16 protein-coding genes are annotated in these 18,744 nt (G+C 40.6%); 12 read left to right on the forward strand and 4 right to left on the reverse strand.

Features of this window, described 5'->3' with window-relative positions; translation table 11 throughout:
• Positions 1–307 precede the first annotated feature (307 nt).
• The 3 genes from gcvT (at position 308) to gcvP (ending at position 5,131) form a co-directional block, all read left to right on the forward strand.
• Positions 308–1,402, forward strand: coding sequence for a glycine cleavage system aminomethyltransferase GcvT (gcvT, locus tag PSF09_RS12050; RefSeq protein ID WP_272683947.1), 1,095 nt, complete (start codon positions 308–310; stop codon positions 1,400–1,402).
• Between the two features lie 45 nt (positions 1,403–1,447).
• Positions 1,448–1,840, forward strand: a complete 393-nt coding sequence (gene gcvH / locus PSF09_RS12055; RefSeq protein WP_123382449.1) for a glycine cleavage system protein GcvH — start codon at positions 1,448–1,450, stop codon at positions 1,838–1,840.
• A gap of 414 nt (positions 1,841–2,254) precedes the next feature.
• Positions 2,255–5,131 (forward strand): aminomethyl-transferring glycine dehydrogenase, encoded by a 2,877-nt coding sequence (gcvP, locus tag PSF09_RS12060; RefSeq protein WP_272683948.1) that lies wholly within the window; start codon positions 2,255–2,257, stop codon positions 5,129–5,131.
• Between the two features lie 96 nt (positions 5,132–5,227).
• On the opposite strand, the gene PSF09_RS12065 is transcribed toward gcvP, so the two are convergent.
• The 3 genes from PSF09_RS12065 to ygfZ form a co-directional block, all read right to left on the reverse strand.
• On the reverse strand, positions 5,228–6,124 hold the full coding sequence (locus tag PSF09_RS12065; RefSeq protein WP_272683949.1) for a YncE family protein: 897 nt from the start codon (positions 6,122–6,124) through the stop codon (positions 5,228–5,230).
• Positions 6,125–6,367: 243 nt separating this feature from the next.
• Positions 6,368–6,988, reverse strand: a complete 621-nt coding sequence (locus tag PSF09_RS12070) for an HD domain-containing protein (protein ID WP_272665837.1) — start codon at positions 6,986–6,988, stop codon at positions 6,368–6,370.
• Between the two features lie 11 nt (positions 6,989–6,999).
• Positions 7,000–7,983, reverse strand: coding sequence for a tRNA-modifying protein YgfZ (gene ygfZ / locus PSF09_RS12075; protein ID WP_272683950.1), 984 nt, complete (start codon positions 7,981–7,983; stop codon positions 7,000–7,002).
• Positions 7,984–8,230: 247 nt separating this feature from the next.
• Between ygfZ and sdhE the strand changes: the two genes are divergently transcribed.
• Together sdhE and PSF09_RS12085 are read left to right on the forward strand one after the other, a co-directional pair.
• Positions 8,231–8,497 carry an FAD assembly factor SdhE gene (sdhE, locus tag PSF09_RS12080; RefSeq protein ID WP_004913039.1) on the forward strand — a complete coding sequence of 89 codons (267 nt, stop codon included), beginning with the start codon at positions 8,231–8,233 and terminating at the stop codon, positions 8,495–8,497.
• Positions 8,478–8,888 carry a protein YgfX gene (locus PSF09_RS12085; protein WP_042851636.1) on the forward strand — a complete coding sequence of 137 codons (411 nt, stop codon included), beginning with the start codon at positions 8,478–8,480 and terminating at the stop codon, positions 8,886–8,888. Before sdhE ends, PSF09_RS12085 begins: the two co-directional genes overlap by 20 nt.
• Before the next feature lie 90 nt (positions 8,889–8,978).
• Here the strand turns inward: PSF09_RS12085 and fldB are convergent, their stop codons facing one another.
• Positions 8,979–9,497 carry a flavodoxin FldB gene (fldB, locus tag PSF09_RS12090; protein ID WP_004913034.1) on the reverse strand — a complete coding sequence of 173 codons (519 nt, stop codon included), beginning with the start codon at positions 9,495–9,497 and terminating at the stop codon, positions 8,979–8,981.
• 117 nt (positions 9,498–9,614) lie between these two features.
• On the opposite strand from fldB, the gene xerD reads away from it, so the two are divergent.
• The 7 genes from xerD to PSF09_RS12125 form a co-directional block, all read left to right on the forward strand.
• Positions 9,615–10,517 (forward strand): site-specific tyrosine recombinase XerD, encoded by a 903-nt coding sequence (gene xerD, locus PSF09_RS12095; RefSeq protein ID WP_109912915.1) that lies wholly within the window; start codon positions 9,615–9,617, stop codon positions 10,515–10,517.
• 21 nt (positions 10,518–10,538) lie between these two features.
• Positions 10,539–11,243 carry a bifunctional protein-disulfide isomerase/oxidoreductase DsbC gene (gene dsbC / locus PSF09_RS12100; protein ID WP_272665840.1) on the forward strand — a complete coding sequence of 235 codons (705 nt, stop codon included), beginning with the start codon at positions 10,539–10,541 and terminating at the stop codon, positions 11,241–11,243.
• Between the two features lie 9 nt (positions 11,244–11,252).
• On the forward strand, positions 11,253–12,986 hold the full coding sequence (gene recJ, locus PSF09_RS12105; protein ID WP_272665841.1) for a single-stranded-DNA-specific exonuclease RecJ: 1,734 nt from the start codon (positions 11,253–11,255) through the stop codon (positions 12,984–12,986).
• 129 nt (positions 12,987–13,115) lie between these two features.
• Positions 13,116–14,217 (forward strand): peptide chain release factor 2 gene (prfB, locus tag PSF09_RS12110; protein WP_210837139.1). Its coding sequence is split into 2 segments (ribosomal slippage): positions 13,116–13,193 and positions 13,195–14,217, totalling 1,101 coding nucleotides; the frame shifts between segments, so codons are not numbered across the junction.
• Between the two features lie 7 nt (positions 14,218–14,224).
• Positions 14,225–15,742 (forward strand): lysine--tRNA ligase, encoded by a 1,518-nt coding sequence (gene lysS, locus PSF09_RS12115; RefSeq protein ID WP_272683951.1) that lies wholly within the window; start codon positions 14,225–14,227, stop codon positions 15,740–15,742.
• Positions 15,743–16,567: 825 nt separating this feature from the next.
• Positions 16,568–17,122, forward strand: coding sequence for a hypothetical protein (locus PSF09_RS12120; RefSeq protein WP_140170975.1), 555 nt, complete (start codon positions 16,568–16,570; stop codon positions 17,120–17,122).
• Between the two features lie 20 nt (positions 17,123–17,142).
• Positions 17,143–18,744 (forward strand): hypothetical protein (locus tag PSF09_RS12125; protein ID WP_272683952.1); only part of this gene is annotated, 1,602 nt, incomplete at its 3' end.

The following is an 18,744-nucleotide window of genomic DNA, read 5'->3' on the forward strand; positions in this document are numbered from 1 at the left end:
TTATTTATTAAGCCATCATTCAAACTCTAGTTTTGGTGATATTTTGCACCGTTGGACTCTAAATGTAAGGGTTTTGAGTGATCATTCTCAATTATTTAACAAAAATCGCTGGCAAAAGCAGAGCGCAATCAGTAATACAGAGGAATGGTAGCCCTATTTTTTTTTATAGAATAGAACCGCAAACAGTGGTAGGTTTTTAAAAAGTTATCGTTTGCGTCGGGTTAAAATTATCACGTGATTTTGTTGCAGATGGGTAATTTTCACCACGCAATCACCCTGTCATATTAATAATGTAAAGAGGGTATTCATGGTAAAGCAAACAACACTATATGATGAACATATAGCCTGCGGTGCAAAAATGGTCGATTTTCATGGTTGGATGATGCCGTTGCATTATGGTTCACAGATCAATGAACATAATTTTGTCAGAACCGAAGCAGGGATGTTTGATGTTTCCCATATGACTATTGTCGATTTACACGGCGAAGGCTGTCGTGATTTTCTGCGTTATCTTCTCGCCAATGATATCAATAAACTTACAGAGCAAGGTAAAGCCTTATATACAGGCATGCTGAATGCTTCTGGTGGTGTTATTGATGACTTGATTGTGTATTACCTCGCTGATGACTTTTATCGTCTCGTCGTCAATTCAGCAACGCGTGATAAAGACCTCGATTGGATTGAACAGCATGCTAAAGGCTATGCGGTTGAAATTCGTGTTCGTGATGATTTAGCGCTATTGGCTGTTCAAGGGCCACAAGCACCAGAAAAAGTTCATTCATTACTCAGTGCGGAACAAAACAGTGCTATTGAAGGAATGAAACCATTTTATGGCGTTCAAGCCGGTGATTTATTCATCGCAACCACTGGGTATACGGGTGAAAAAGGCTATGAAATTGCCATGCCTAAAGAGCAGGTTGTTGAATTTTGGCATAAGTTACTCAACGCAGGGGTTCACCCTGCGGGCCTAGGGGCACGTGATACTTTACGCCTTGAAGCCGGTATGAACCTATATGGGCAAGATATGGATGAAAGCATTTCTCCCCTTGCCGCGAATATGGGCTGGACGATCGCTTGGAAACCAGAAGATCGCCAATTTATTGGCCGTGAAGCATTGGAAAAATTACGCGAACAAGGTACTGAAAAACTTGTCGGTATTGTGATGCGTGAAAAAGGTATACTGCGTGCGGGGCAAGTTGTCCGCTTTACTGATGAGCTAGGGAAATTACAAGAAGGAGTTATAACCAGTGGCTCTTTCTCGCCAACCCTTGGCTTTAGTATTGCGTTAGCGCGTGTCCCGAACGGAATTCAAGACAAAGCAATAGTTGAAATCAGACAAAGAGAAATGCCAGTTGAAGTCGTTAAACCAGGCTTTGTCCGTGAAGGAAAATGCTTAGTGTAATTTGGGCGAATCTAATTAATAAATTTAAAAATTGAGAGGCTAATGATGAGCAATACACCTAAAGAATTAATGTACACCCGTGAACATGAGTGGCTGCGTGATGAAGGTAATGGTGAATTTACGGTTGGTATCACCGAGCATGCGCAAGAAACGTTGGGTGACATGGTGTTTGTTGATTTACCCGAAGTAGGTACTGCAGTAAGTGCAGGTGATGACGTTGCAGTCGTCGAGTCAGTTAAAGCGGCATCCGATATTTACGCACCACTGAGTGGCGAAATTGTGGCGGTTAATGGCGAACTGAATGACGCACCAGAACTCGTGAACGAACAGCCATACCAAGAAGGTTGGATTTTCCGTATTAAAGCATCCGATACCGCAGAGCTGGCGGATTTAATTGATGCGGCGGGTTATACCTCTATGATCGAAGCCGAAGAATAAAATCCTAGTCATATTTCTTCTTGTGGCGGCGTTGGCTTCGCTCATTCGCCCTAGTCACATACTGATGTATGCTCCTAGGGTCTTATTCGTTTGCCGCCTAGCCACAAGATGAACTATTTATGGGATTTATTAATACGCTTGTTTTATGGGTGGATGCACTCAACAACTCGGGTTACATACTTGTGTATGTTCCCCAAGATTGTCTTCGTTTACCGCCTAGCCATAACGCAAACTATTTAGAATAAACACTTTTTAGTGATAGCCATAAGATGAGCTATTTAGACGATTGATAAAATCTAATTAGTTAGAAACAAGAAACAACCGCAATATCATTGATTTTAAGCGTTATCTCGCAAGTTCCGTAATAACCGCCCTACAACTTATGCATAGCAGACAAAGGATGGGAACACAGATATGTCGATGTCACTGAGTCAATTAGAAAACCGTTCAGAATTCATTTCGCGCCACATTGGTTCATCAGAACAACAATTAAAAACCATGTTAGACACCGTGGGTGCAACGTCATTAGATGCTTTGATGGACAAAATTGTCCCTAAAGCCATTTTGCTTGCAGAGCCGCCAAGAGTGGGTGGGGGAGCAACTGAGCAAGAAGCCTTAGCGGAATTAAAAGCGATAGCGTCACTCAATAAGCGCTACAAAAGCTACATTGGTATGGGGTATACGCCAGCGGTGCTTCCGCCAGTTATCTTGCGTAATTTATTAGAAAACCCGGGTTGGTACACCGCTTATACGCCATATCAACCGGAGGTATCACAAGGCCGTTTAGAATCATTATTGAATTTTCAACAGTTAACTATCGACCTTACTGGTTTAGACCTTGCCTCAGCGTCGTTATTGGATGAAGCCACTGCTGCGGCTGAAGCTATGGCAATGGCAAAACGGATCAGCAAACTGAAAGACGCAGAACGTTTCTTTGTAGCGGATGATGTTCATCCGCAAACGCTAGATGTCGTTCGCACGCGAGCGGGTACTTTTGGTTTTGAAGTGATTGTGGATAGCGCAGAGAAAGCATTGGAACACGAAGGTGTTTTTGGTGTGTTACTTCAACAGGTTGGCACGACAGGTAATGTCCATGACTACAGTGCGCTCTTTGCTCAGCTAAAAGAGCGTAAAATTGTCAGCTGTGTTGCTGCAGATATGATGGCACTAGTATTACTGGCTGCACCGGGTAAGCAAGGGGCAGATATTGTCTTCGGTTCAGCGCAACGCTTTGGTGTTCCCATGGGGTATGGTGGGCCACATGCGGCATTTTTTGCGTGCCGCGACGAATTTAAACGGGCAATGCCGGGACGTATTATCGGTGTGTCGCGTGATGCGGCAGGTAACACCGCACTGCGTATGGCAATGCAAACCCGTGAGCAGCATATTCGCCGTGAAAAAGCGAACTCGAATATTTGTACATCCCAAGTGCTGTTAGCCAATATTGCAGCCATGTATGCGGTTTATCATGGACCAAAAGGGCTGAAAATAATTGCAGAGCGCATTCATCGCTTCAGCTCTATTTTTGCCAAGGCATTAGCAGACGCTGGGGTCACTTTACGTCATAAAACTTGGTTTGATACGCTCTGCATTGAAGTTACTGACAAAACAGCAGTGCTAGCGCGTGCTGAAAAAGCCAAAGTGAATTTACGCACTGACATTCGTGGTGCAGTCGGCGTGACTTTTAGTGAAATCACGACCCGCCAAGATTTAAATGAATTGTTTGCAGTGATAACAGGTGTCGAAACTAAGCTGGATTTTGAAAAACTAGACCAGTCAGTGTCAGCAGCAGAACAAGTAATTCCAAACACGATGCGACGTGATGATGAAATTTTAGTACATCCCAACTTTCATCGTTACCACAGTGAAACCGAAATGATGCGCTACATGCATAGCTTAGAGCGCAAAGATTTAGCATTAAACCAAGCAATGATCCCACTCGGTTCTTGTACCATGAAGCTTAATGCGGCTGCGGAAATGATCCCAATTACTTGGCCTGAATTTGGCGAGCTACATCCGTTCTGCCCATCTGAGCAGGCGCAAGGTTATCATCAAATGATAGAACAGCTTTCCCATTGGTTAGTGCAATTGACCGGTTATGATGCGGTTTGTATGCAGCCTAACTCAGGGGCTCAAGGTGAATATGCAGGCTTATTAGCTATTCGTCGCTATCATGAAAGTCGCAATGAAGGAGAGCGAAATATTTGTTTGATCCCAGCGTCTGCTCACGGTACTAATCCAGCTTCTGCACATATGGCAGGTATGGAAGTGGTGGTAGTGCGTTGTGATGATGAAGGCAATATCGACTTAACTGATTTACGTGAAAAAGCCCAGCAACATAGCGAAGCTCTTTCTTGTGTGATGGTAACTTACCCATCAACCCACGGAGTATATGAAGAAAGTATTCGTGAAGTGTGTGAAATTATTCACCAATATGGCGGCCAAGTATACCTTGATGGCGCAAATATGAATGCTCAGGTTGGGTTAACAACGCCAGGCTTTATTGGTGCGGATGTTTCTCACCTAAATTTACATAAAACATTCTGTATTCCTCATGGCGGTGGTGGCCCAGGTATGGGGCCTATTGGTGTGAAAAAACACTTAGCACCATTCGTACCGGGGCACTCCGTGGTTGAGCAAGAAATGTTAACTGACCAAGGTGCGGTATCCGCCGCCCCATTTGGCAGTGCATCAATTTTGCCAATTAGCTGGATGTATATTCGTATGATGGGCTCTTATGGCTTACGCAAAGCCAGCCAAGTTGCTATTTTGAATGCGAACTATATTGCTAAGCGTCTTTCTGGCCGTTATGACATTTTATATACAGGACAAGAAGGCTATGTGGCTCATGAGTGTATTGTCGATTTACGTCCGATTAAAAAAGACACGGGTATCAGTGAACTCGATATTGCTAAGCGTTTAATTGATTATGGTTTCCATGCACCAACCATGTCTTTCCCTGTGGCGGGAACATTAATGATTGAGCCGACAGAGTCGGAAAGTATTACGGAAATTGATCGGTTCATTGATGCCATGTTAGCTATCCGTGATGAAATTGACCAAGTAGTGAAAGGCCAATGGACGCTAGAAGATAACCCATTAGTGAATTCGCCTCATGTGCAAACAGAGTTAGCTGGGGAATGGCCTCATAGTTATAGCCGTGAGCTTGCCGTATTCCCTACTGAACAAACGAAAGCGAATAAATATTGGCCTGCGGTAAAACGCCTTGATGATGTGTATGGGGACCGTCACCTACACTGTTCGTGCGTACCGATTGAAGATTATATGTAGGAATAATTCACACCTTTCATTAAATAGTGTGAATTAAATACTCTTTAGGCTTGATTTCGGTGAGTTACTGAATTCAAGCCTTTATTTAGGATTTATTTAACCTAAATATTGTGAGATACCCGTATAATTTTTACCTTGGTGTAGCTTTTCCACAGCACCTGTTTCTATAATGACTCGGTAAACCCCTCCATTAAGGTCAGCCACATACATCAGTTGTGCAGGCTTATCATATGTGAGTCCAATAGCCTCTTTAAAACCACGGCTTATCACCTTGTAATGGCTTAATCCATCAGCAGAAATATTGGCACAATTTAAGCTATTACCATCGGGCTCAGCGCCTCTATCTGTCCAATATAAAATATGGTTTTCTTTATCAAGCAATAAATCAATAGGTTCGGGGAGGTCTTGAAGGAGTAATTGAATATCGTTTCGTTGATTGGCTAATTGTTGGGTTTCAGGCGTTAATGGTGCCCTAAAAATACGACCTAAATTGCCTTTAGGGGTTCCTTTCTGAGTCCAGTAGAGCCAATTATTTGCGACATCAACAGTAATGCCAACACATTGGTCTAAGATATTCACTTTATTGTGTTTATCTCGAGGTCTTGCTACATGGACGAATAAATCAGAACCATCGATATTACATGATGAAACCATACCTCCTTCACGGTCACACCAATATAATCGTTGATTCACTAAATCAAGGTGTAATTGTTTTGGCGTTCTTATTTTTCCATTGCCTAATAGCATTTTTCTGCCAGTACCATCAAAATTCATCACGTTGATGGAGCCATCGTCAGCTTCATAATCATTCCCCATATTGCTCCAATAAATTAATCGATTAGCAGGGTCAATGGCTATACCATCAGGGGTTCCGCCAAGTCCTTCGATAATTGGGATTGTTTGACGCGTTGATTTATTGAATTGAATTATAGCGGGTGAATGGACATCTAGTAGTAAAAGGTAAGGATTTGAATATTCATTGAATTTTTGCATTTTAAACCTCACGGGCAAATGTTCAATGATAAAGATAGGAGTGATATTAATAATTGGCAAGTTATTAATATTGGCATTTCTATATAAGTCGAGATTAATAATTATTAAAAAATATAAAGTGGTTTATTATTTAAATTGAAATAATGAATTAGTGAAAGGTATATCTTGCTACGAGCAATACACATTAGATTAGATGAGTGTAAAACGTTAAATGAAGCGGCTTTTCAGCCGCTTTGGTGACAATTACAGCAACCAGCCTTTTTGCTGAGCTAGCTCCAATTGTAATTTAAGTTGTTGATAGAATTCAGGGAGGATCTGCTGAATATAATCACATTTACTGAGAACTTGTTCCAGACGAATGTGGTTTTCGACCCAGCTTTGCCCTTGATTGTGCAGGTTCATCAGCATTGGCATTGCTCGGTCAATGGCATTCGCATACACAGATTCCGGGCTTTCTAATGCATCATACTCATTCCATAAAGCTAGCAATGTTTCATTTTGCGGGCTAGGTAGTAAGTTAAAAATACGCTTAGCCGCTTTAACTTCTTCTTCATGAATAGCATCACGAGCGGCATTATCAAATACCAATACATCACCTGCGTCAATTTCAACAATATCATGCACAAGGGCAAGTTTTATCGCATGTTCGATATTAACGCCTTGTACATAAGGTGCAAAACTCATTGCGGCAACCGCAAATTGCCAACTGTGTTCTGCCGTATTTTCTTGGCGTTCACGGTTTAATAACTTGTTTTTACGATAAACACTTTTGAGTTTATCTAATTCCATCAAAAATTGGACGACTTCGGTAAAAGCCCCAAAATTAACCACCTCTACGGGCTTACTACCTAATGCAGATGACATAAAAACTCCAATTAATTCTCTTCTAATGAATAAGGTAATGGTGCGATAGTTAGATGACTTTGCTCATCACCCATAACACGGAAAACGCTATCGGCTTCCATATCGTTATTCATAATGACTTGTACATAGATTTCGCCACTACCTAAGCGAATAGCCGCTAGTACCGTTCCTGTTCGGCGCCATTTATCACCAAGCTGCCATTCCACACCTTCACCAATGGTAGGAATGGTGGTACCTGTGCCTTTTAAGGTATACATCGCACGTTTATTTGCACCGCGGAATTTTGCACGGGCAACCATTTCTTGACCGGTATAACAGCCTTTTTTAAAGCTAATACCATGAGGTAAGGCTTGTAAATTGGTTGCTTGAGGTAAATGTTGGGCACTGTTTTGTTGATCGATAACCGCAAAACCTGCTTCGATATCAAGGGCTAGCCATTGTTCATCATTGGCTTGAATAGCACCCAAGGTTTGAGCCATTTTTTGTGCTGTTTCTTCGCTGGTGATTACCAGAAAACGCTCTGTGGGCAATGCAAAATGCAATATGGTGGAAGCGCCGTCAGTAACCACTTGGTTTTGGTCGTCAGGTAATGCAGTAAATAGTGTTGCCAGCGCTTCTCTAGCGCCTTTACCTGCGACCCCAATTAATTTCAGATCCGGTTTCTTTTCAAAAGTGACTTTCGAGAAAACGGCATATTTTTTCAGTTCAGCGAGTTGTGAATCGGCAACGCTAGTTCTTAATAAATAGGAATAGCCATCTAAGTGATGGAATAAGCGGAGGTCACTCCACATCTTACCTTTGGGATCACAGTGTGCTGTTAATGTGTGCGATTGCGTGAGTATGGCAATATCCGCGGTCACTTGGCCTTGCAGGTATTTTTCTGCATCGGCGCCGTGAAGGTGAATAAGTTCCCAGTTTTCCAGTGAAATCAAAACGAGTGGTAAAGACTGAGATCCGAGAGGAAATTGCTGTGTACTATCAATGTGGTTAGTCATGATTTCACCTATTGTTCTTTGATAGATAAGGGTGCCTAATGGTAAAATAGCTAGATAACATTGCAAGTAGTTATTATGATGAACCTGTATTATCTAATAGTTTTTCATCAGCTGTTTGTAGAAAAACGGTATTTTACTACTAAAATTACAACTATGTAGTCTATAACATGTTTTCTTGGCAGATAATCTGTTAGAGTATGGAAAATAATCAATCTAATCAGTTAACTGCAAAAAAGGCCGTAGTAGAATGGATATTGAGAATAAAGCGCGAATTCATTGGGCATGCCGCCGTGGTATGCGTGAATTAGATATTTCAATCATGCCGTTTTTTGAGTATGAATATGATAACCTGACAACCCAAGATAAGCAGGTATTTGTTCGATTATTAGAATGTGCGGACCCTGATTTATTCAACTGGTTAATGAATCATGGTCGCCCAGATGATGACGAACTTTTTCGTATGATTAAACTGATTCAGGAAAAAAATAAAAATCGTGGTCCTGTGGAAATCTAATCTCTCCATTTCATGGAAAACTCAATTGTTCTCAACCTGTGTTCATGGGGTCATTGGGATGTTTTTACTTCTGACTCCATGGTCTCCTGGTAACTCAATGATATGGCTGCCGCTACTAGTGGTGGTCGTTGCGAGTTGGGCGAAGAGTCAGAAAAATATCAGTAAAATAAAAGGGGTTGCTGTACTGGTTAATGGCAATAAGCTTCAGTGGAAGAAAAACGAGTGGCGAATACTGAAAGCACCTTGGCTTACTCGTTACGGCATATTGCTGACATTAGAAGCCTTACAAGGTAAACCGCAAAAGATCCATTTATGGGTAGCTAAAGACGCACTTTCGGAGGAAAACTGGCGTAATTTAAACCAGTTATTGCTGCAATACCCTGATATTTAGGCTACCAAGAACAACCAAATTGGTGGCCTAAATACGGCTAGATAGCCCTCACGTTGGGTTATCGATTCAGCAAGCAAACATCAGTTTGCATCATAATAGCGCTTCAATTTCCTGAAAAATCTGTACGCACCATTGCGCTATGCGTTCATCGGTCTGTTCAAACTGGTGGACTTCATCTAATGCAAGCCCAACAAACATATCACCAGTTTCATTGAGTGGTTTAGGGCTATCAAAGGTATAGCCTTCGGTCGGCCAGAAGCCAACAAATTTAGCACCAGTTGGTTTTAGTTGATGGTAGAGCATGCCAAGGGCATCAAGAAACCACTCGCCATAATCTATTTGGTCACCAAGACCATACATCGCAATGATTTTATTTGCGAGGTTAAGATTGGGAAGCGCTTCCCAAATTTCAAGCCAATCTTCTTGTATTTCACCAAAATCCCACGTAGGTATTCCCAAAATAAGAACATCATACTGTTCCATTTCTGCAGGCGGTGTATCGTTAACGTTATGCAGTGTGACGAAATCATCGCCGAGAATATCACGTATTTTTTCTGCAACCATTTCGGTATAACAGGTACTAGAACCGTAAAAAAGACCTATTTTCATATATATTATTACTATGTCCAGCTATGGTTTTCATCACAAGAGATGTATTGTAACAGAAGCAACCACATTCAGGCATAATAGAATCGTGTGGTATTATCTAAAGGAAGTAGATTTGTCGTGGAAACAAAACAACTTAATCCATTAATTGAACAATTTCTTGATACAATTTGGCTTGAACAAGATCTTGCCGAAAATACATTAGCTTCTTATCGTAATGATCTTCAATTATTAGATAAATGGCTTGATGCTCACCAGCTGCATTTAGAAAATGTTCAATCAATTGACTTGCAATCTTTTTTTGCTGAACGCATTGATTGTGGATATAAAGCAACTAGTTCAGCACGTTTATTAAGCGCGATGCGTCGGTTATTCCAATATTTGTATCGGGAAAAAATCCGACTGGATGACCCTTCAGCAGTGATTGCAGCACCCAAAATCCCGCAGCGTTTACCCAAAGATTTAAGTGAAAAACAAGTTGAAGATTTATTAAACGCACCTGCTACCGAAGATGCTTTAGAGCTACGTGATAAAGCTATGTTAGAAGTACTATATGCATGTGGTTTACGTGTATCTGAATTAATCGGCTTAACTTTTTCAGATATAAGCTTGCGGCAGGGGGTTATTCGTGTTGTCGGTAAAGGCGATAAAGAAAGATTGATTCCCTTGGGGGAAGAGGCAATATATTGGCTAGAGAAATACATTGATGAAGGTCGCCCTGATTTATTAAATGGCAAAACGAGCGATATTCTATTCCCAAGTAAGCGTGGCACGAAAATGACTCGGCAAACGTTTTGGCACCGAATAAAATATTACGCCGTACTTGCTCATATTGACAGTGAGCTACTCTCACCGCATGTTCTAAGACACGCATTTGCCACCCATTTACTCAATCATGGGGCCGATTTACGCGTGGTACAAATGTTGTTAGGTCATAGCGATTTATCAACCACACAAATTTATACTCATGTTGCGACTGAACGGTTACGAGTATTGCATGAGCAGCATCATCCAAGGGGGTGATGCATGATTAAAGGACTATCTATGAAACGCAAATTGTTATTATTGGCTGCCGCATGTATTGCGTCGTTTACTTCCACAGTTTATGGGGCAACGGAAGAAAAAGTTATCCGTGATACATTGGAAAAATACAATATGGTTGTTGAGGTGATTAAACCTTCACCCATTGTTGGGTTGAATGTTGTTGAAACATCAACCGGCGTTGTATACATCACAGATGACGGCAAGTATTTATTGCAAGGGCCAATTTATGATATGAGCGGTAAAACCCCGGTTAATATCAGTAACCAGCCGTTATTGAAAAAAGTAGAGGCGCTAAAAGATGAAATGATTATCTTTAAAGCCCCTCAAGAAAAGTATGTTGTGACCGTTTTTACCGATATTAGCTGTGGTTATTGTAAAAAATTACATGAGTCTGTTGATGAATTAAACCGCCAAGGTGTCACTGTGCGTTATCTGGCTTATCCACGCCAAGGCGCAGATAGTGACGTAGGAAAAAAAATGGCGTCTATCTGGTGTAATGGCCTACAACAAAAGGCACTAACTCAAGCGTTTAAAGGTGAGGACGTTGCGATCATTGATGACTGTAAAATTGACCTAAGTAAGCACATGAGTGTGGGTAATTTATTTAAAGTGACGGGAACTCCAGCAATCATCCTACCTGATGGGCAAATGTTACCTGGCTATATGAAACCGGATGCCCTTGTTCAATTACTCAACGAAAAATAGTTAATTATTGTGAATGTAGAAACGCTCTTACAACAAAGACAGCAACAAAGCTCTGCGGCTCAACTCCCTGGCTTGCCTGAACTATTACAACGGATTTACCAACATCGGGGCATCACGGACATAACTCAGCTAGAGCGTAAAGCAGCTAATTTATTGGATTATCGGACATTATCGGGTGTTGATAAGGCACTACCACTACTTTATCGCGCATTAAATGAACATGAAGCTATTACCATTGTTGGCGATTTTGATGCCGACGGAGCAACGAGTACGGCATTAGCGATTCGAGCTCTAAAATCAATGGGATATAGAAATATCAATTATATCGTTCCGAACCGTTTTGAAAATGGTTATGGTTTAACGCCATTGGTTGTTGAAGAAGCTAGTAAACGCGGAACAAATCTCATTATAACGGTTGATAATGGCATTTCATCTCATGAAGGGGTTGCCGCTGCTAATCATTATGGAATGAATGTAATTATTACCGATCACCATCTGCCGGGGGAAACGTTGCCTGCTGCGGATGCGATAATCAACCCGAACTTAGATGAATGTTGCTTTGCATCTAAATCATTAGCGGGGGTGGGTGTCACATTTTATTTAATGTCAGCCTTACGTGCGTATTTACGTCAGCAAGGATGGTTTGCGAAACAAGGGTTAGCAGAGCCTAATTTAGCAGAATACCTTGATTTGGTTGCACTAGGAACCGTTGCCGATGTGGTGCCTCTTGACACCAATAACCGTATTTTAGTTCACCAAGGGCTAAACCGTGTTAGAGCAGGGCGTTGTTGCGCAGGTATTAAAGCCCTCATTGAGGTTTCCAAACGAGATTTATCCAGGTTAGTGGCAAATGACTTTGGTTTTGCTCTCGGTCCTAGGTTAAACGCGGCAGGTCGATTAGATGATATGTCAGTGAGTATTGAATTATTACTGACAGACGATATGGCGTATGCAAGGGAACTGGCGAATGAATTAGATGGGTTAAATCAAACCCGTCGTGAGATTGAAGCGGGTATGCAACAAGAAGCACTCGTGCTTTTTAATCAATTCGAATACGGTGAAAGCCAGTTACCGAATGGCTTAGCCATATATCATCCTGAATGGCATCAAGGCGTTGTCGGTATACTCGCCTCAAGGATCAAAGAACAATATCATCGTCCAGTTATCGCATTTGCCCCTGCAGGTGATGGTTTATTAAAAGGTTCTGGCCGCTCTATTCAAGGTGTTCATATGCGGGATGCACTAGAACGGTTGAATACGTTACAACCCGGCATCATGCAAAAATTTGGGGGGCATGCTATGGCAGCAGGTTTGACTTTGCATGTTGAACAGTTTGACGCCTTTAAACATCATTTCGAATTATTGATGGGTGAATTAGTTCAACCTGAACAATTAGCTGGAGTAATCTGGAGTGATGGTGAGCTTTCACGGCATGAGTTTTGTTTAGAAACAGCAGAACTTATTCGAGAAAGCGGTCCTTGGGGGCAAGCATTTCCAGAACCTGTCTTTGATGGTGAGTTTCAATTATTACAGCAAAGGCTGGTCGGCGAACGTCATCTGAAACTGATGCTAGAACCTGTGAATGGTGGGCCTATGTTAGATGCAATTATGTTTAATATTGATGTCCGTAGGTGGCCAGACAACAGTGTCAAAAAAGCTAAAATAGCCTTTAAATTAGACGTAAACGAATATCGTGGACAAAAAAACGTACAATTAATGATTGAGCATATTTGGCCGGATTAAGCGGGGTATAAACCAGAAGAATAACCAGTAAATAGCGTTTGATGGCGCTATAAACATGAGATAAATTCCGCTATACTAAGCGGTTTGTGAATAAAAAATTATTTTTGACTAACCATAAGATATTGAAAAATGACGTTTGAAATAAACCCAGTAAAAAGTAAGATTCAGGACCTGTCTGAACGGACAGTGGTTCTGAGGGGGTATCTTTGACTATGATGCCAAGAAAGAACGCTTAGAAGAAGTCAACGCTGAGCTTGAACAGCCGGATGTCTGGAATGAACCCGAGAGAGCACAAGCCCTTGGTAAAGAACGATCATCGCTTGAGGCAATTGTTGAAACGATTGACCAGATGACGCAAGGCCTTGAAGATGTTGAAGGTTTATTAGAGCTAGCGGTTGAAGCAGATGATGAAGATACATTCAATGAAGCAGAAGCTGAATTAGAGCAATTACAAGGCAAGTTAGAGCAACTTGAATTTCGTCGTATGTTTTCAGGCGAATACGATAGCGCAGACTGCTACATTGACTTACAAGCGGGTTCTGGCGGTACTGAGGCTCAAGATTGGGCAAGTATGTTATTACGCATGTACTTGCGTTGGGCCGAGTCAAAGGGCTTTAAAACCGAAATTATCGAAGAGTCTGATGGTGATGTTGCTGGGCTAAAGTCAGCAACAGTCAAAATTATTGGTGACTATGCCTACGGATGGCTAAGAACGGAAACGGGTGTTCACCGTTTGGTTCGTAAGAGTCCGTTTGATTCGGGTGGGCGTCGCCATACTTCTTTTAGTTCTGCGTTTATTTATCCTGAAGTTGATGATGATATTGATATCGAAATCAATCCAGCAGATTTGCGTATCGATGTGTACCGTGCATCTGGTGCTGGTGGTCAGCACGTAAACAAAACGGAATCAGCGGTACGTATCACACATATTCCAACCAATATTGTGACGCAATGCCAGAATGACCGTTCGCAGCATAAAAATAAAGACCAAGCTATGCGCCAGTTAAAAGCGAAGCTATACGAACTGGAAATGCAAAAGAAAAATGCAGATAAGCAAGCGATGGAAGAGAACAAGTCTGATATTGGCTGGGGAAGCCAGATTCGTTCTTATGTCCTTGATGATGCAAGAATTAAAGATTTACGTACTGGTGTGGAAACGCGTAACACGCAAGCCGTACTGGATGGTGATTTGGATAAATTCATTGAAGCTAGTTTAAAAGCTGGCCTGTGAGGGAAAAATGTCTCAGGAACAACAAGGTGTTGAACAAGCACCTGATTTGAATAACGAACTTAAAGCCCGTAAAGAAAAATTAGCGGCACTGCGTGAAAAGGGTATTCCATTTCCAAATGATTTTCGTCGTGAAGATATTTCCGACAAAATTCATGCGCAATATGATGATAAAACATCCGAAGAGCTTGAAGACTTAAATATTGAAGTATCGATTGCTGGTCGTATGATGACGCGTCGTATCATGGGCAAAGCATCGTTTGCCACGTTACAGGACGTTGGCGGACGCATTCAAATTTATGTATCGCGTGATGACTTAGCAGAAGGCATCTATAACGAACAGTTTAAAAAATGGGACCTAGGCGATATCTTAGGTGCTAAAGGCCGTTTGTTTAAAACCAAAACTGGCGAGTTAACTGTTCATTGTCATGAAGTTCGTTTATTAACCAAAGCGTTGCGTCCATTACCTGACAAATTCCACGGTCTATCAGACCAAGAAACACGTTACCGTCAGCGTTACCTTGATTTAATCGCTAATGATGAATCTCGTCATACTTTTATTGTTCGTTCGAAGATCCTCGCTGAAGTACGTAACTTTATGGTTAGCTACGGCTTTATGGAAGTGGAAACACCGATGATGCAAGTCATTCCAGGTGGTGCTTCTGCACGTCCATTTGTGACTCACCATAATGCATTAGATATTGATATGTATTTACGTATTGCGCCTGAATTGTACCTCAAGCGCTTAGTTGTGGGTGGTTTTGAACGTGTATTTGAAATCAACCGTAACTTCCGTAATGAGGGGCTATCTCCACGTCATAATCCAGAGTTCACTATGATGGAACTCTATATGGCTTATGCGGATTACCGTGACTTAATCGCGTTGACAGAAGATTTGTTCCGTACACTGACACTAAATGTATTAGGCAATACCGTTGTACAGTATGGTGAACAAGAGTTTGATTTTGGTAAACCTTTTGCCAAACTCACTATGAAAGAAGCTATCTGTAAATATCGTCCAGAAACCAATGTTGCTGATTTGGATGATATGGATAAAGCGGTAGCGATTGCTCAGTCTATCGGTATTAAGATTGAAAAGAGCTGGGGCTTAGGCCGTATTCAGTGTGAAATTTTTGAAGAAGTTGCAGAAAGCCACTTGATTCAGCCAACATTTATTACTGAGTATCCAGCTGAAGTTTCACCATTAGCACGTCGTAACGATGATAATCCATTCATTACAGACCGCTTTGAATTCTTCATTGGTGGCCGTGAAATTGGTAACGGCTTCTCGGAATTAAATGATGCAGAAGACCAAGCTGAGCGTTTTGCTGAGCAAGTTCGTCAAAAAGACGAAGGTGATGACGAGGCAATGTTCTATGATGAAGACTATGTTACTGCATTAGAACATGGTTTACCGCCAACGGCCGGTTTAGGTATTGGTATTGACCGTATGGTGATGTTATTCACGAATAGCCATACTATTCGTGACGTTATTTTATTCCCTGCTTTACGTCCTAGCAAAGCTTAAATGCCATTATGCCCGGTTAATTCCGGGCATATATTTACATTTATAAGCTATCAATATTACTCTTCACATGTTTTATTCAAGTCGTTCATTTTAGTTTAAAGATAAAACACCATTTACTAGACGTTAAATGAGTAACGCAAAATAAAATCACTAAAAAGTATTTTTTTAGTGATTATGACTATGTAATCACTATGTTTTAATTAAAAATAAATTTGAGTTACGAATCGTATCAATTTAATATAAGTAATTCTGACAGATAACTGCTATGCTTTATTACGTAGCTGACTGTCTATAAATACGTTTTTTGATAAAAATTTGATTCTATTTATAATTTTTAATTACTGTTAGCCTGTAGAATTGAATTAAGCAAGTTACTCATATTTGGTGTGATGGCGAAAATTGCCATGTCATCGGTTTAAATGTGTCAGCAACTTGATAAATGAAATAGGATTTTTTCGTTAGAGAACATTTTATTTGTTAACAATTGTTACAGGTGACAGAACTAAAATAAGAGTTTACTTGAAAGGTATTGAATTGCTAGTAAGGCTTACCAAGTAACCTGATCGTTATCTGACATAAAATAATAAAAAATTCCGGCAAAGGTGTTAATTTATCCCTTTATAGGACGACTAGTGAGAATTAGCTCATAAAATTAATGAAAATGTAGCAATAAAATAATTTTAAAACTAAAGTTAAGTTAATCTAAATTTATGAGATGACTCTATTTCTACATTCGGACTTATAGAAAATAGCTAATTTTTAGCTTACACTAGGTTTTTTGGACATCATTATAATAGCGAAGAAAAGTGCTGGTAAGGTAACCATATGTTTTTAAAAAATAAATTTCATGTTGCATCTTTGCTTATAGCAGGTACAGCTCTTCTTTCAGGTTGTACATTTGGCTCAGACACATACAATACAGCAACACCGAATACCCCAAGTAAACAGACAGTCAATACAAGTCCCGCTCAGCCGGTAACACAACCAACGGCGGATACTAATTCAGGTCAGACCGATAACACATACCCTGAATCTCAAAAAGTTTTAAATAGTGCCATTAGTCGTACACCAATAGCATCAACAAGCTATGGTGAAAATGGTGCTGATCAGCAATCATTTGCCCATTTAAATACGTGTGTTAAAGAATTAAATGCGCTCAAAACACTCTCACCTAAAGATTACAATCGCTTAGTAGGTTCATTTAAAGAAGTTAGCGAAATCAACCGTCTATATCGACAAGTTGAAAGTACTGCTAGCCCAGACACAATTGAATTATTACAAATGGCGATAGAATCTAAAACTAAAGTGTTGTGCGCAAAAGTTCGTTATAACTCAGTATTGTCTACCGAATCAACATTGAAGAAAATTAGTGGATTATGAGAATAAACCTTAGGCTTTGTGTGTCACTGGCACTTGTTACGACTTTTTTTAGTCATGCTCCAAAAGCAGAGCGCTTTAACAATGTAATTGATGATTTTGATACTTACCTTCAGATGGAAAAAGAAGGTAAAGTGCAAGAGCAAAAGCAACAATTGCCAGTTAATACACAAAACCAAGGTTATGATATTTTTTCTTCGCTATCTACTGTTCCTGCGCCGAAAGAGAAACAAAAATCTGCGGCAGCTAAAGCTAATAAAGGAACTAAAGGCAAAGCAACAGGGAAAAATAAATCTGCGGCTACATCAACAAAGAAAACAGATGTAGTGAAAGCAGATCCTACTGAGCCTGAAAAAACGACGTTTCCTGAAGTGTGTGCGGTGACGACAGAAAATGGCGTAGCCCCTATTTTATTGTCGTCTTACCCTTACTTTTTTCAAAGTAACCAATGGGATCCTGCTTATCTAGCAAAAGATTTTGCAAAGTATCAATTGGTTCTTGACCCTCTCGGCTTATATGCGTCTAAATTTGCTAAGCCAACCGGTATTAATGCCTCTGCTTATCTTGAGCAGTTAGCGCAATTAATTGAACGTCAGCAATTAACACATTTATATAAGTTTGGTATTGCTCAAGGAGTAGGCCAACTTATTGCCTATAATCATTTACTCAATGATGAACAACTCGTTTCTGAACTTATTAATCATAATAAGAGTATTGCGCAATTAACGCATACAATTACCGAAAAGCAATTTGAGATTGATAAATTAAATGATGAGGTTCTGAAGAATAAAGAGCAAATAGCTCAATTACAGGCGATTGTAGATTCATCAGATGACCAGTCTTTAGTTGACACATTAAAGACTAAATTGGCAGATGCACAAAAAACAATTGAGCAAAAGCAGAATAGCCTTGAGCAATTGAGCCAAGAAAATCAACAAACCCAAGAAACCATTGCTCAGCTTGAAAAGCAATTAAATGAAAGTGTTGTTGAACAAGCTCAACTTAAACAGCAATTAGCAGAGAAAGAACAGCAATTTGCTTCAGCGAATTTGAAAATTGAACAACTGACCGCTGATATTGCAAAATTAGAGTCAGATGCTAAAAATCAACTACAACTCGTTGGTAACACTGATGAACAGATGAAATCAGTGACAGCTGAACTTTTACAGCAAAAAGAGTTGTTAAAACAAAAAGAAAATGAACTAGCAACGGCTAAAAGTGAAAAAGATGACGTTCAATCTTCTTTAGTTGCTCAGCAAGAAAAAAGTAAATCACTTGAGTCTCAAAACCAGCAATTACAAGCCCAGTTGGTTGAAAAAGAACAATTAGCAGAAAAAATTCAAGCTTCCTTGGCGGAAAAAACCGAACAAGCAGAGCAAAAAGTTGCATTAGAAAATGCATTAAAAGCTGCTCAGGAGCAGCTAAATTCATATCAAAGTACGCAGAATACGTTAGCAAAACAGTTAGCTCAAAGTGAAAAACAGCAGGCGGACTTGCAGGCAAAACTCAGCCAGCAAGAGCAAAATTATGCCACCGCACAGGCGCAGCTGAAGCAAGCAAATGCGGATTTACAAAAGCTCCAAGCGGATGTGGAAAAACAAACCGCTTTGATGAGCCAAGCTAGC

The sequence above is a fragment of the Providencia sp. PROV141 genome (assembly GCF_028481645.1).
Classification (GTDB): Bacteria; Pseudomonadota; Gammaproteobacteria; order Enterobacterales; family Enterobacteriaceae; genus Providencia; species Providencia rettgeri.